The sequence below is a fragment of the Jatrophihabitans sp. genome, from assembly GCF_036389215.1.
GTDB lineage: Bacteria > Actinomycetota > Actinomycetes > Mycobacteriales > Jatrophihabitantaceae > Jatrophihabitans_A.
The window spans coordinates 26,540-40,610 of sequence record NZ_DASVQG010000091.1; the positions used below are offsets into that span (position 1 = coordinate 26,540).

Consider the following 14,071-nt stretch of genomic DNA (forward strand, 5'->3'; position numbering starts at 1 on the left):
CGTCACCACTGCGTTGCCGGCTAGCTCCGGATCACCACGCTGCCGGTGACCGAACCGCTGATCCGGGGGCGCAAGGGAACTCCCGCGCCAAAGCTCTGGGTGCGCGGATCGAGGGCGACCGCAGTCCTGATCGCGCTGGTGCTGGACACCTGACCGGTGGCCGAGGCACTTCCGGCGCCCACGACCGAGCCCCCTGCCGTTGCGACGGCCACCGCTGTCACGCGTATGCCAGGCACGTCGAAGGCGCTCCGGCTGGACGCACTGGCCGCGGCGGCGGAGCTTGCCAGCACAAGCTGCTCCGACACGGCCACGCCACCGTTGGCAGACAGGGTGAATCCTGCGGCGAGCCCGGCCGAGGCGCCCGCACCGGCCGGAAATCCCGCCGAGCCGCCTGCCCCGGCGGACAACCCCGCACCGGCGGTGAAGCCGGCACCGGCCGAGACGCCGGCCCCGGCCGAGAACCCTGCCCCGGCCGAGAAGCCCGCCGAGAAACCGGCACGGGCCGAAACTCCCGCGGACATGCCGAGCGCGGCGGAGGCGGCGGCGCCGGCCGAGACGCCGGCCCCGGCGCTGAACCCGGCAGCCGCACCGAGCCCCACTCCTGCCGAGACCTGGGCGCCCAGTTGCACCTGCGCACCGGCCGCCAGCGACAGCGGCGAATCGAGGCCGGTCATGGCGGCGCGCCAGGTTGCCGGATCGGCATTCAGCCGGGTCAGCAGTTGCTGAAGGCTTTCGCCGAGCTGGGCGAGTGCTGCCGACACCGGCTTGCTGGTCGGGGCGGAGCCTGGCCCGCTGCCGGACGTGGCATCACCCGGCGCGGTCGAGGTGCTGCTGTCCAGCGAGCCGGACCCGATCAGCTTGGCCTCGAAGTCCGGGTTCTGTTCGGTGATGGTGACCGATACCTTCGCCCGCAGCGGCATTCCGGTGGAGGAGAAGTAATCGAGGTCCTCGGTGAGCTGGGTGAGGATGCCCTGGAACACGAAGTTGCCCCAGATGAACCGCACAGGTGGTGGCGGGCTCTTCGGCGTCTCCTTGCTGGGTTCGGCGAACTGCCGGACGATGAGTGTCCGAGTCCGGACGTCGACCGGCGAGCCGGACGGATCGCCTTCGGCGGTATCGAATTCCAGGTCGAAGCTGAGCGTGGCCGACTGCGCGGACGGGTTCTGCCGGCGCTGGGACTTGGTGGTGGCCGATCCCTGATCCACGTTGTTGCTGCGGCTGATCTTCAGCGAGGTCGGGTTGAACTGAACCGCGAACGCACCCTTCTCCGCCGGTCGGAACGTGGTCTTTGCATCCTTACCGCTCCCCTTGACCTCCTCCAGCCGCACCAGGATTGCCTTGGACAGTGGTGCGGTCATGACGTCCCCATCCGCAATCCCTCATGCACGATGTGCAATTCCTCGATGGCGATCTCACCCGTCTTGGCGTTGAGCGATGGCCCGGCCACCTTGGACGGCAGGCCGCGATCGAAGCTCCAGCTGGCCACGGTGCGGGTGCGCCGGGTGTCCAGCACCTCGATCAGGCCGTTGTAGCGAGGGATCGGCAGGGTGCCCTGCACCATGCCGATCAGCCACTGCCACAGCGCGGCGTCCGCGGTACCGCCCGGCGTGCTGACGAACATGCCGCGCTTCAGCACGATCGGTGCCAGTTTGACGCGGCCCACCCGGCGGATCACGCCGTCGTTGCGACCACCTTCCAGGTACTCCCGGACGTCGGTTTCCAGTTGCAGCCCACTGCATTCGGCGAACTGGCCGTCGCCCAGGGTGGCGTTGCCGGGATCACCGCCGGAGCTGTCGGTCATGGTCACCCGGAACCGGAAGGTCTGCACCAGCTGCGGATCAGCCACCGTTACTCACCACCGTTACCGAGCCGTCCACCTGCTGCGAGATGGTGAGGATGAGGTATTCCAGCGGTGCCGCGGGTGCTACCCCGACCTCGGCGACCAGCCGGCCCAGCGCCAGCGATGCGGGCGGGTTCACGCTGTCATCGCAGCGCACGAAGAAGGACTCGGTCTCAGTGGCGCCGGCGAACGCGCCACCGCGGAACAGCCCGCGCAGGAACTGGGTGAGGGTGTGGGTCAGCCGGGCACGCAGCAGCTCGGTGTTCGGCTCGAACACCAGCCACTGGGTCTGCCGCTCCAGGGTCAGGGCGATCATGGTCATCAACCGGCGCACCGACAGCTGCCGATAGTCCGGATCCGAGGACATGGTGCGCGCCGCGGTGAGCCGGAAGCCGTCCCGTTCGGCACGGTAGACGTTGATCCCGAGCAGGTGCAGCTGATCGGAGGTCGCGTCGGTCAGCTCAGCCGCAGCCAGCACTGCCGTCTGTGCTAGCTCGTTGGCCGGTCCCCATGGCAGGCCGCGCAGCCGCTCCCGGGCGGCGATGATGCCGGCTGCGAACGCCGACGGCGGCACGTGCACCGCTCGACGCTGCGGATCGCGCTCGCGCGGCACTCCGAGCCACGGGTGGTAGGCGGCGGCGTAGCTGCTGTCGAACGCGGTGCGCCAGTCGGTGATCCGCCGCGCCGGGAGCCCATCGGGTACGTCGAGCAGCACCACGAACCGCCGTCGCGCCTCGGCGAGGGCGACCAGTCGGACCTGCCGGCGCTCAAGCTCGGCGAGGTCGGCCGGAGCCTGCGGATCCAAACCGATGGGCGGTGGCAGCGGTTCGGGGGTGCGGTCGGGCTGCGGGCTCGGTGCTGAGCAGCCGGGGCAGCAGGCCGGGGCCGGTGCGGGCGGTGTGGTCTCAGCCGCGGTTGGCGCCGCAAAGGCGCGCCAGGTCAGATCAGGCAGGCACAGCAGGCCGATCCCGGTGTCGCGGGCCAGCAGGTCCGCCCCGTGATGCGGCAGCTCGTCGAGCGGGTCATCCCCGGCGTCCCCGGCGTCGAAGAAGCTTGGGTACCCGATCGCTTCCGGCCGGTCGGCACCGGGCCCGAGGCAGGTGCCGGGAACCGGTTCGAGCAGCGCGGACGGTGGGACGATCGGCGGCCAGGTGCCAGCCGGTTGTACCAGTGTTATCGGCGTGTTCGAGGCTCCAGCCAGCCAGCGCGGATGGTTCGGATGCAGGCCGGCGCCGGTCACGGACTGGACCGGCTGCAGCGGTGCTGAGGGATCGCTGACCGTGAGCGTGCCGGTGATCACGTCGAGCTGCAGCTGGTCGCTGGCGCCGTCTGGCAGGGGTTGCTGCAGCACGCCGTAGCGGACGGTCGGCGTGACCGGGGCGATGATGCCCGCGAGCCAGCCGAACCGCCCGACCGGTTCACCGCGTCGGCGGACCCGAAGCAGTGACCACGGCGGCGGGTCAAGGCCGGCAGCCAAGGTGAACCGATCGGGGGCGACCAGCTCGGCGGAGAACGTCTGGTTCACTTGGAAACTCAGCACGACGTTCAGGCTGTTCGCCCAGCTGCCCTCACTCTGCGCCCGCAGCTGCACCGTCCCAGCCGGTCCGAGGTCGAGCTGGTAGCGCGCGGTAGCCGCGTCGGCCTCGGCATCGTCGGTGTCGCCAGTCGATCGCGGCGCCACCCGCAGCACCACCGCCCGCTCGCCCCCCTGTGCGAAGAACGCCCTTACCGCGTAGGGCAACAACCGCTCGGGCGCGCCTGCCAGCTGCTCGAAGTCACCGAACACCTGCTGGTACTCCGTCCACCGGGTCACCGTGATCGGTTGGTCGGTCGGGCCGCGCAGCGCCACTCCGGCGAAGCCCGCTACGTCCAACCGGACCGGTTGCAGCCGCCGGTCGGGCGCCGGCGGCAGCGAGTACACCCCGGGTGCGCCCAGCCGCAGGCCGGCGGTCACCTGCGGCGCTCCTCCGATCACGGCTGCGCCTGCCTCAACCGAGTGAGACGAAGTCGATCCGCTCGGCGACCAGGTGCAGCTCTTCCATGGCCACCTCGCCGCCGCCCTTACCTGCGAGCGTCGCGCCGACATACTTCTGCGGCTGGGCGGCCCGGAGAATCCAGCTGCAGACCGCCGTCCGGCGCTCGTCGAGCAGCGTGATGGTGACCGTCTGCGGCCGGTACTCACCCTCGCGGGTCGCCTTGAGCCAGCTGAACAGTCGTAGGTCACCGATCAGCCCTCGTTTGAGCGTGACGTTGTCGGTGGTGTTGGTGTTCGCGATCTTTCGCACGTGGTTCTCCGGGTCGTTTCCGTTGCGGTACTCGGAGTACTTCACCTCGTTGCCCAGGCCGCTGACGTCGGAGAAGCCGCCGGTGATCTGATCCTCACCGCCCTGGTCACCGAGCTTCACCATGAAGTTGAAGGCGGAGTACGGGTTGTTACGGGTTGCCATGATTTCCCTCAGCTCTGTGACGCGTCAGCGGTCCACTGACCGATCCGGAAGATCACGAATTCGGCCGGGTAGGTGGGCGCGACCCCGATCTCGCAGATCAACCGGCCGTTGTCGAGGTCGTTCTGGGTCATGGTGGTCCGGTCGCAGCGGACGAAGTAGGCATCCTCGGGCCGGGTGCCCATCAGCGCACCGGTCCGCCAGACCACCAGCAGGAAGTCCTCGATACTCTGGCGGATCGAAGCCCACAACCGCTCGTTGTTCGGCTCGAACACCGCCCACTGGGTGGACTTGTCGATGGAATGCTCCAGGAAGATGAAAAGCCGCCGGACGTTGACGTAGCGCCATTCCGGATCCGAGCTCATGGTGCGGGCGCCCCACACCCGATTCGCACGTCCCTCGAAGAATCGCAACGCGTTGATCCCCTCGGGATTCAGCACCGATTGCCGGTCGTAGGTGACGTTCTGCCGGAACTTGGTGATGCCCAGTACGACCTCGTTGGCAGGTGCCTTGTGCACGCCCCGGGCCACGTCGCTGCGGGCGTAGATGCCGGCGGTGAAACCGCTGGGCGGCAGCTGCAAGGTGGCCGGCGCCGCCGCCGGATCGTTCTTCACGGTCGGATCGATGATCTCCATCCATGGGTAGTACAGCGCGGCATACGTGGTGTCGAACTGCGAGCGGAACCGGCGCACCTCGCTGATGGAGCTGTCCTTCGGCGGATCGACGATACCGATCCGGTAGGCCTTGCGTGCCTCGCAATGGGCGATCAGGTCGTCCACCGCGGTCTTGTGGCCGGTCTCGCCGAAGCGCACCGCATCCGGCGAGGACACGATGGCGATGTCGTCGATCTCGGCGAGCGCGGCCAGCCCGGTGGCGGCCCGCTTCTCATCGTCGGGGTCGGCGACCTCACCGGCGAGGGTGGCAGGTGAGGCCGGATCGCCGTCCGAGCCGCCGGACAGGAAGGTCGGCTTGTCCAGGCCGATCAGGTCGGTCAGCAAGGTGGTGGCGACGGGGTTGGCCCCGGGATCAAGCCAGATCAGGCCGAACTCGTCGGTGGGATCGACTGCCTGCAGGACGCTGGTGATCGAGCGGGGACTGGCACTGTCGATCTCCAGGCCGGGATAGACATCGCTGCGGTCAGCACCCCAGCGTACGGAGACGGTGAGTGTCACGTGCACCATGCCGGAGGTGCCGTCATCGACGATGGGATCGGTGCCCGGCCCAGCCGTCTTGCGCAGCGCCAGCTGGCCGGCGCCGTTCCGGTCGACGATCCGGATCTGACCGAGCGGGTCGGGCTTCTTGGTCGCCGGGTCGTAGTCACGGGGCAGCTTGGTGCGGTCGGCGACCAGCTCCACCGCCGCCCCCGGGCCGACTCCGCGCAGGGCGCCGCCCACCAGCAGGTTCTTGCTGCGGCTGAAGGTCACCCGCACCGCGATCTCGTTACCGGCCTCCCCCGGCCAGCGGGCCCGCCACATGGCCCCGTTGGCGCCGACCGGCAGCGTCGCGAAGCCCTTGGTCAGGTCGTCGGCACCGTTGGCCTGCACCCACGGGTAGACCCGGGAGATGTAGAGCCGCCGTCCGCCGTTGCCGAAGAACGCCCGGGCCGCGTACGCGAGGTAGTTCGTGTCCCCGGCGACTGGGCGAAGGTCGCCGAACGCCCTTTCGAACTCGGTGTAACTGGTGACCAGCACCGGGGTCGGTACCATCACCACGTCGCCGGTGGCCAGCGGCAGGATGTGCGGCACCGGTCCGTACCGGGTCAGGCCGGTCATGCCGAAGGTTGCGGTGGCGACCCCCTCGATGGAGCGCGACCTGAAGCTGGTCTCCTCGAGATAGACGCCGGGAGTCAGGTACTCGGGCATGTGGCCTCCTTGCATACGGACTTGCTGCGGAGCCGCGTCATGGCGCGACGAAGTCGAGATCGGTCGGCCAGTACAGCTCCGTACCGATCGGAACGGTGACGGCCACGGGCGGCAGGGTGGACACCGCGTAATTCGGCGGTCGCTGCCTGCCGCGCAGTTGCGGGTTGTCCAGGTACGGCGGCGGCGCCGGCGGTGCCGGGGCCGCAGACCTGGACTGGCCGGCCGGCGGCCGTGGTGACTGCGGCACCACTTCCGGCGCCAGGTCGGCGAGCCGGTCGAGCGGATCGGCCGGCAGCGCGGGTGCCGGCGCGTACACCACCAGCTCGAGCGTGACCGTGCTGAGTATCGGGTTCTGGTCGGGATCCTCCACCACGAGCAGGAACTCGCCCCGCTCGTCGGTATGTGCCCAGCCGGCCACCGTGTTGGTCGGGGTGAGCGCCTTGATCCGCGCCCACCGGATCGGCGTGCCCAGGTGTGCGACCCGGCCGCGCAGCACTGTGCTGCCGCGCGGAATCAGGTAGCCGGCGGCAGGGAGCAGCCAGCAGCGCAGAATCCGCGCGACCACCGCGACGAACGGGTCGTCCAGCTCGTCGGCTCGCCACGGGGTCAGTGAGAACACCCGCGGCAGATACCGGCGGCTCGGGTCATCGATCCGGAGGATCAGGGTGGTTGGCAGGTTCAGCTGTTGCCGCAACCGGAACCGGCCCGGCCCGGCCGGCTCGAGGTCCAGGCAGGGCCAGCCGGCCGTCGCCGGACGGGGCAGCAGCCGCCGGTGGGCGATGCGCCCGACCCGCAGCGGACGGGAGACCAGCTGGTCGGTCAGCGCGTCCCGGCACTCCACACCCAGGCTCAGCCGGTGCAGGACCGTCGGTGCGCCGGCGCCACGCCGCACGCCCGGGGTGGTCATCAGCCCGTCCCGGCGGCGACCGTGGCAACCGGCTCGGCCGGTGGCTCGTAGCGTCCCTCGATGCAGATCACCCTTGCCAGATAGGGCAAGGTGAGCCGGTACTCGGTGGTCAGGGCCTGGAACGCCTCGGTCATGGATTCCAGCGCCAGGTCGTCGGGGACGATCTCGACGGTGTCACCGGGCTGCCAGTCACCGGAGGGATCGAGGACCGGCCCGGCCAGGATGCTCTCACTCTCCAGGATCTGCGCGGCCAGCCCGAGCAGGCTCAGCTCCTTGCCGGTGTCACCGGCCCACGCCGAGACCAGGAGGTGCATGCACAGCGGGATCCGGGCGATGCCGTCAGCGTGCCCGACCGCTGACCAGCCCGGCCGGGTCGGCTTGTCCACCGTGATCCGGTAGCAGAACACCGACACGACCGGATGCACCTTCGGATCGCCGAAGACGCTCTGGATGTCCTTGAGGTCCTCGCTGCTGGCGAGATAGGCAGTCACGTTGCTGGCCGCGGGCACCTCACCTAACCGCCGATTGAGCAACGCGATGATGCTCAATCCGGCGGCGGCAAGTGCCTGGTATCCGGCCACCGGAACATTCTCAGCCGGTTCCCGTCACCGAAGCGTCGCCCGCACCGGCAACGGTGCGGTGACATCAAGCCCGCCAGACTGCCCCGGTGCGCTCGATGGAAGGGAGCTCCGATGAGCACAGAATCGCCGACCGACCGGGGATACCGGGAGTATCCCGATGACGACGAGCCGGAATCACGACCAACCGAGGACCAGTACTCGGAACCGCCCGAGCAGGGTTGCGATCCCAGGGTGATCGACGACCTGGCGTGCAACGCAAGGGGAATCGCCGCACGCGCCGCCTACAACCTGACCTACCAGGACAAGATCGTGCAGGCGCAGGCGTCCTACGACACGGCTCGCAAGGCCTACCGGCAAGCACGGCATGACGCCAGCCTGACCGTGCAGGATCTGCGCCACCAGGTGCGTCACCTGATCGAACGCATCAAGTGTCTGATCGAGCAGGACCGGGTGATCCGATGCATCGAGCGGGCCTACCGTGAGATCGTCACCGAACTCGACTCCTGCCCGGACCGCACCGGCTGCTGTGTCGACCCGGACTGCGATTTCGACACCGATTGCACCGACCTCGACCTTGCCGAGCTGACCCACCGGATCGCGCGGTACCAGAAGCAAGCTGACGACGATCAAGCTTGTTTCACCACGCTGATCGGCGAGCCGGCCGCGCTGACGGCCCGGGTGGCAGCGGCCAAGGCCGGCGTCGATGCGATCAACACGGCGCTGGCCGCCGACCCGGCGGTGACCGACCTGAAGAAGGTGCTTGCTCAAGCGTTGGTGGCCAACCGGGACATCGAGCGAATCTGGAACGGCTTCGCCGACAGCCAATCCTTCACCGAGTGCCTGTGCCAGGCGCTTACCTGCTGGACGAAGGCGAGCGTGGCTATCTCGATCCTCACGGGTGAGGCCGAGGTGCTCACCTGCAAGCAGGATGCGCGCGACGCGCACTGCCTGCACCTGCACACCAACACCGTCGATGAGATCCTGGCGACCTATGACCGGCTGTGCCCGCCGCATTGCGAGGATGAGTCCGGGCCGTCGCATGAGCACAACGGCGATCACGACCACGACCACCACGACCATCACGATCACGATCACGATCACGACCACGACCACGACCACGACCACGACCACGACCACGACCACGACCACGACCACGACCACGATGGTGACAACGGGTGCGGGTGCGGCAAGAAGCACGATCACGACAGGCCGTATCGGGCGACGACCTGATCACCGATAATGACAGGGAGCCCAGCGGTCAGCACCAGGCCGGCCGGCGGCAGCTCCGAGCTGCAAGCCGCCCGGTTCGCCGGCGAGCCGGCACCCGGCCCCGCCCGGCGACCCGGGTCACTCGCACCGCTGCTCAGTGGACCCAGCCGGCTGCCGTCCACCGGCCAGCCGCTGGCCGCGGAGCTCCGGGCCGGCGTAGAGCAACGCACCGGCCGGGATCTGTCGGCCGTTCGGGTGCATTCGCTGCCGTCGGCGTTGAGTGCCCGCCGTCCCGGGTTGTCCTTCAGTACCGGCGCGGACATCGTGGTCAGTTCCCCGCAGGCCCTGCATCGACCGGAGAACGGGCGGCTGCTCGCGCACGAGCTCGCGCACGTGGTACAGCATGGCGGTGGCGGCGGAGGGCTCAGCGACCTGTCCGGTGCCGGACCGTCGCTGGTGCAGGGCGATGGTGGTCTCGACGAGGCGGACCTGCAGCTGATCCGAGCGTGGCTGGCCTCGGGATCCGGTGGCTCGGGTGGATCGGGGCAGCCGGGTGGATCGGGTGGCTCGGGTGGATCGGGGCAGCCGGGTGGATCGGGGCAGCCGGTGACGGGCTTTCCGCTGCGGCCGTCCAACTCGCCGTTCTCCACCTCGGTCACGCCGCTGTCCGGTGCCACCCACGGCAGCATCTGCAACGTCAACTGTCACCAGACCGCAGCCGAGCAGCGGCAGGAGTCAGCCCGGCTGCGCGAGGAGAATCGGCGAGCCGCGGCCGAGCGGGCGGCGGCGGCACACCAGGCCGCGCTGGCGCAGGCCTGGCCCGGCTTGCACGCCTCCCAGAGCCGGGCCGAACTGGACCGGCAGGGCCGCACGGTGCAGGAGGACGTCGACCTCTCCAGGGTGGCCGAAGGCCAGCTCCGGGTGCGGATGTTCGACGCCGCGATCGCCGGGGCACCTCGCAGTGCGGGCGGCCGGGCGGAGCTCGATGTCCGGGTCCGGGATGCCTGGCTGGCCGCCGAGCAGGCTGCCTCGATGATCGATGCGGTGTACCGGGCCAGCGGCAACGATCCGGTGCCGGCCGTCGTCACCAACCCGCTCCGCCCGTCCTTCGTCGGCTTCTACGCCTCGATCAGCAGGCTGTTCCGCGACCTGGACCAGGACGAGCGAGCGCTCTCAGCGCGACTACGGTCCAGCCAGGGCACCGGTAGCCACCCGTGTCCGGGCGGGTGCCACCAGCCGAGTCCATCGACTCAACGCCCGTTCGACCTGCTCCCTCCCGACCCGCAGCCCGGCTTCGGCTCGCCGATCTTCGGGCCGCCGCGCGCGCCGCAGGTACTCATCGACACCTCGCCGGGACCGAGGGAAAATCGATTGCTACAGGCGGCGACAGCCGCTCAGGAAGCGAACTCCAAGCAGGCCTGGCGTACCGCTACCGACCACTACCAGTGGGCGACGGGCGAGCTGGACCGGTTGCTGCGGCAACGGCTGCAGGCGCTCGGCAACCAGGCAGACCTGCTGCAGAGCTTCGACTACGCGCAGGAGCTCAATCGCCGGCAGCGACAGTTCCTGCTGGCGAACCCGGCCGCTGTCAAGATCCAGGCGGTCTTCTTTCCGAAGGACGACGTCAGCGAGACGACCGAAGCAGGCCAGACCCGGCCGGTTGCCAAGGCAATCCCGTGGAACTTCTACCTGGTCCGGACGCCGGTGCCCAGCAACGATCCGGTTCCGGCCGGGTTCACCTGGGAACTGCACGACCTGACCGCGACCAAGGGCGGCGACCGGACGGTCCGAACCCGGCACCAGGTCACCATGCTCGAGGCGCTGGCCCGGGAACGGCTGGACCCCGGCCCCATCCTGGATCGGGACCCGCCGCAGGAGATGTTCGATCAGCTCGACCACAAGGACTTCTTCCCGAAGGGCATGCTGTACCTGCGCTCGCCGATCACCGGGCGCACCTACCCGATCGAGACGCACGCGAGCGCCTCGTTCTGGGACTGGGTGCGCTGGGTCGGCCTCGGCATCGCCATCCTCGGCAGCCTGATCTTCGCGCCGTTCAGCACGCCGGCGCTGGTCGCGTTCGGGGTCGGCACCGCGCTGAGCCTGGGCGCCGGCTACATGCGACTGCAGGAGCAGAAGGAGCATGGCGTCTGGACCCAGGCCGACACCAACGCGTTCTACTGGCAGGTGGCTCAGGACCTGCTGGCAGCGGTGACCATGGGATTCGGCCGGATCTCGGTCGTGGCTGCCGAGGTGGGCGACCTGAGCCGGGCCGCGAGCGCGGCACGGGTCTGGTTCACCCTGCGCCGGGTCGAGGCCGGCGTGCACATGGTGAACCTGGGCATCACCACCACGGATATCGTCAACCAGTACCGGGCCATCATGAGCGCCCATCTGACTCCGGCCCAACGGGACGAGGCGCTCAAGCAGCTCGCCATCCACGCTGCGACGACCGGGCTGCTCTCCGTCGTCCAGTTCGCTGGTGACATCGGCGCGCTGACCGGCCGGCCGATGCTGCGGATCGCCCCCGATCCGGCGAACCCGGGGCGCAACATCGCCTCGCTGTCGATCGTGCAGAGCCGCAACGTGCTTACCGAGACCGCCGGCCTGAGCAGTGCCCGGCTCAAGCAGCGACCGAACCTGCTGGACGAGGAGTTCCGGCTCAGCCAGTCACGGTCACCGCGCAGCCTGAGCGATGAGGTCTATGACCTGGAAGTGGTGCTGGAGAACGGCCACGCCTGGCGGCGGATGCGTGGGACGAACCGCTGGTGCCGGTTCTCCTCGGACCCACTGTGCTTCATCTTCGGCGGCCCGAGCGGCCACCACATCGAGGTGTTCCCGACCGAGCGCAAGGCCCGGCAGGGCTTCTGGAGCGGTACGCCGGGCAATTCCGAGTTCACGCCGAATGACCCGAACGTGCTCCGGATGATCGGCTTCCGGACGATCGTGTACCGCGACGGTTATCCGGACCTGGTCCCGTTCCAGCGGGGCCGGGTGCTGATGCCCCGCACCCTGCTGGCAGTACGCGATCGCGACCAGCACAACGCCTATGCCGACGCGGCATTCGCGCGCCAGCAGGGCTGGATCAACGCGGCCGGTGAGCCCGATGCGGCTCGGGTGGCCGCGCTGCGCGCCAACGCGGCCGACCCGCTGACCTGGCATCACGTGGAGTTCGACAACGTGATGCTGCTGGTGCCACGCCGGATCCACGAAGTGGCCCAGCACGCCGGCGGCTACGCCCGGCAGGGACCGTAGGCCTACGCCTACGGCCTACGGCAGGGGCCGTAGGCCGGGTGCGACAACTGGTACGGGGTGGCCACGATCTGATCGGCATCGGCGTACCGGATGACGCCCGGGTCGGCACTGCGTCGCTCGCGCCACGCCATCCCGTAGCGGTCCAGCAGGGCGAGGTAGCCGGGCACCCGGCAGAGCAGGTGCTCGGCGCTGTCCAGGAACCAGCAGGTCGCGCCGGGGTGCCGCGCCTTGTCGAACAGCGCCGGGTCGACGGTGGCGGGGTCGCGGTAGGCGCTGGTGAACCAGTCGTTGCCAGCCCGCCACCACGCCCAGTCCGCAGCGGAGAGCCGGCCGGAGCGGGCAAGGCCGTTGGCCAGGCCGAAGACACCCGGATGCGTGCCGCGGCTGTTCGGGACGGCCGACTCGTACCGCACATAGCGCATGGCGGCGATCCTGCCACCGCTCAACGCAGCGGGGAGTTCTCTCCGGTGTAGTACTCGAACAGCAGGCCGCCGCTGGTGATCAGGATGAAGATCACGCCGAGGCCCATCAGCCAGTACTGCACCGTCGCCGCGCCGACCGCGGTCATCATGGCGCCGAAGGCGATGGCCACCGGCCAGTAGCTGCCGGGCGAGAAGAAACCGAGCTCACCGGCGCCTTCGACGATCTCGGCGTCGTTGCGGTCCTCCGGGCGGGCATCGATACGCCGTGACACGAACCAGAAGAACGAGCCGCTGATGCCGAACAGGCCACCGGACAGGATCAGCGCCGCCGTGCCGGCGACCTCCATGCCGCCGCCGTTCCAGTTCGTCCAGCCGGCGTAGACGCCGGCCACCAGGAAGCAGAACAGTGCGATCCAGAGGAAGATCCGGGCTTCGAGTTTCACGGGTTACCGCCTAGCTGGTGCCGGCGCTACAGGGCTGCGCGCCGGGCTGCTCGGATGCCGACCGGTGCTGCCGGTTGGTCTCGAACGGGTAGGTGGTGGTGGCACACGGCGCCTCACCGATGGACTGCAGCGCCTTGCTCTGGCGCGCCGGGTCACCGGACGGGATCGCGGCCAGGTTGGTGAGGTACTTGGCATAGTTCTCGGCCGTGACCACCCGCACCTCGAAGTTCATCTGCGAGTGATAGGTGCCGCAGAGCTCCGCGCACCGGCCCACGTAATGCCCGGTCTGGGTGGCTACGAATTCGAACTGGTTGGGCTTGGGCATCGGGATCACGTCGCGCTTGAACAGGAACTCGGGCACCCAGAAGGAGTGGATGACGTCCTTGCTGACCTCGACCACCCGGACCCGCTTCTCCACCGGCACGACCAGCACCGGGATCTCGTCGGAGCTGCCGACCGTCGACAGCGACGTGCCGGCCGCCGGGTCACTGGACGGGTACTTGGTCTCCTGCGAGGCGCCGTTGACCGTGTTGGACTTGTACTCGAACTGCCAGTTCCACTTGAACGCGGTGACCTGGACGACGGTGTCCGGGTTCGGCGGCATGTTGTCGACGTAGTCCTCGGTGACGGCGGTGAAGAAGAACAGCACCGCGATGATGACGAACGGGGCGATCGAGTACGCGATCTCGATCGGCAGGTGGTACTTGGTCTGGGTGGGCAGCAGGTCATCGCTCTTGCGGTAGCGCCAGCAGCACCAGAAGATCAGGCCCCAGACGATCACGCCGACGACCAGCGCCGCGACCGAGGACCAGGTCCACAGGGTGCGCATCCGGTCGGCCTGGTGGGTCACGCCGGTGGGCCAGCCGAACCGGAGCTTCATCTCGATGTCGTGAGCGGTGCAACCGGTCAGCGTCATGGCAGACCCCGCGAGCAGACCGAGCCGCGAAATTCGGGACCGAAGACTGCGCTGCACTGGCGAAACCGCCTTCCTCGTCTGGCCGGGTCGAGGCCAGGTCCGCCTCGAACAATCCCCACCTCCTTGGAGACTATCCGAGAAGTGAGCACGACAGCGGTGAGGGGTGGCGCGCGGCGCCGGTACGGCTGCGGTACT

Annotated in this window: 12 protein-coding genes; 2 read left to right on the plus strand and 10 right to left on the minus strand. The window is 69.1% G+C overall.

The features are described 5' to 3' along the window. Positions 1-20: 20 nt before the first annotated feature. The 7 genes from VF542_RS04285 to VF542_RS04315 are packed head-to-tail and all read right to left on the minus strand — an operon-like array spanning position 21 to position 7,634. Positions 21-1,358 carry a hypothetical protein gene (locus VF542_RS04285; protein WP_408650469.1) on the minus strand — a complete coding sequence of 446 codons (1,338 nt, stop codon included), beginning with the start codon at positions 1,356-1,358 and terminating at the stop codon, positions 21-23. Then, on the minus strand, positions 1,355-1,846 hold the full coding sequence (locus VF542_RS04290; RefSeq protein WP_408650470.1) for a phage tail protein: 492 nt from the start codon (positions 1,844-1,846) through the stop codon (positions 1,355-1,357). Before VF542_RS04290 ends, VF542_RS04285 begins: the two co-directional genes overlap by 4 nt. After that, positions 1,839-3,794 carry a phage tail sheath family protein gene (locus VF542_RS04295; RefSeq protein ID WP_408650471.1) on the minus strand — a complete coding sequence of 652 codons (1,956 nt, stop codon included), beginning with the start codon at positions 3,792-3,794 and terminating at the stop codon, positions 1,839-1,841. The genes VF542_RS04290 and VF542_RS04295 overlap by 8 nt, the downstream gene beginning before the upstream one ends. Before the next feature lie 34 nt (positions 3,795-3,828). After that, on the minus strand, positions 3,829-4,287 hold the full coding sequence (locus VF542_RS04300; protein WP_408650472.1) for a phage tail protein: 459 nt from the start codon (positions 4,285-4,287) through the stop codon (positions 3,829-3,831). Positions 4,288-4,295: 8 nt separating this feature from the next. Continuing rightward, positions 4,296-6,146, minus strand: a complete 1,851-nt coding sequence (locus VF542_RS04305; protein ID WP_408650473.1) for a phage tail sheath family protein — start codon at positions 6,144-6,146, stop codon at positions 4,296-4,298. Between the two features lie 37 nt (positions 6,147-6,183). Next, positions 6,184-7,053 (minus strand): hypothetical protein, encoded by an 870-nt coding sequence (locus VF542_RS04310; protein ID WP_408650474.1) that lies wholly within the window; start codon positions 7,051-7,053, stop codon positions 6,184-6,186. Continuing rightward, a complete protein-coding gene (locus VF542_RS04315) occupies positions 7,053-7,634 on the minus strand; it encodes a DUF4255 domain-containing protein (protein WP_408650475.1) in 582 nt (193 codons plus the stop codon). The genes VF542_RS04310 and VF542_RS04315 overlap by 1 nt, the downstream gene beginning before the upstream one ends. Positions 7,635-7,745: 111 nt before the next feature. Between VF542_RS04315 and VF542_RS04320 the strand changes: the two genes are divergently transcribed. Then, positions 7,746-8,864, plus strand: a complete 1,119-nt coding sequence (locus VF542_RS04320) for a hypothetical protein (RefSeq protein WP_408650476.1) — start codon at positions 7,746-7,748, stop codon at positions 8,862-8,864. 9 nt (positions 8,865-8,873) lie between these two features. Beyond that, the gene (locus VF542_RS04325) at positions 8,874-12,095 is read left to right on the plus strand and encodes an eCIS core domain-containing protein (protein ID WP_408650477.1); all 3,222 of its coding nucleotides are present in this window, start codon (positions 8,874-8,876) and stop codon (positions 12,093-12,095) included. An 8-nt stretch (positions 12,096-12,103) separates the two neighbouring features. On the opposite strand, the gene VF542_RS04330 is transcribed toward VF542_RS04325, so the two are convergent. The 3 genes from VF542_RS04330 to coxB are packed head-to-tail and all read right to left on the minus strand — an operon-like array spanning position 12,104 to position 13,876. Beyond that, positions 12,104-12,517 (minus strand): hypothetical protein, encoded by a 414-nt coding sequence (locus VF542_RS04330; RefSeq protein WP_408650478.1) that lies wholly within the window; start codon positions 12,515-12,517, stop codon positions 12,104-12,106. Between the two features lie 20 nt (positions 12,518-12,537). Continuing rightward, positions 12,538-12,960, minus strand: a complete 423-nt coding sequence (locus VF542_RS04335) for a cytochrome c oxidase subunit 4 (protein ID WP_408650479.1) — start codon at positions 12,958-12,960, stop codon at positions 12,538-12,540. A gap of 10 nt (positions 12,961-12,970) precedes the next feature. Next, positions 12,971-13,876 (minus strand): cytochrome c oxidase subunit II, encoded by a 906-nt coding sequence (gene coxB / locus VF542_RS04340; RefSeq protein WP_408650480.1) that lies wholly within the window; start codon positions 13,874-13,876, stop codon positions 12,971-12,973. Positions 13,877-14,071: the final 195 nt, after the last annotated feature.

Coding starts and splice junctions, on each gene's coding strand:
- VF542_RS04330 (WP_408650478.1), bottom strand. CDS start 12,517: ATGCGCTATGTGCGGTACGAGTCGGCCGTCCCGAACAGCCGCGGCACG.
- VF542_RS04285 (WP_408650469.1), bottom strand. CDS start 1,358: ATGACCGCACCACTGTCCAAGGCAATCCTGGTGCGGCTGGAGGAGGTC.
- VF542_RS04305 (WP_408650473.1), bottom strand. CDS start 6,146: ATGCCCGAGTACCTGACTCCCGGCGTCTATCTCGAGGAGACCAGCTTC.
- VF542_RS04310 (WP_408650474.1), bottom strand. CDS start 7,053: ATGACCACCCCGGGCGTGCGGCGTGGCGCCGGCGCACCGACGGTCCTG.
- coxB (WP_408650480.1), bottom strand. CDS start 13,876: ATGACGCTGACCGGTTGCACCGCTCACGACATCGAGATGAAGCTCCGG.
- VF542_RS04320 (WP_408650476.1), top strand. CDS start 7,746: ATGAGCACAGAATCGCCGACCGACCGGGGATACCGGGAGTATCCCGAT.
- VF542_RS04325 (WP_408650477.1), top strand. CDS start 8,874: ATGACAGGGAGCCCAGCGGTCAGCACCAGGCCGGCCGGCGGCAGCTCC.
- VF542_RS04300 (WP_408650472.1), bottom strand. CDS start 4,287: ATGGCAACCCGTAACAACCCGTACTCCGCCTTCAACTTCATGGTGAAG.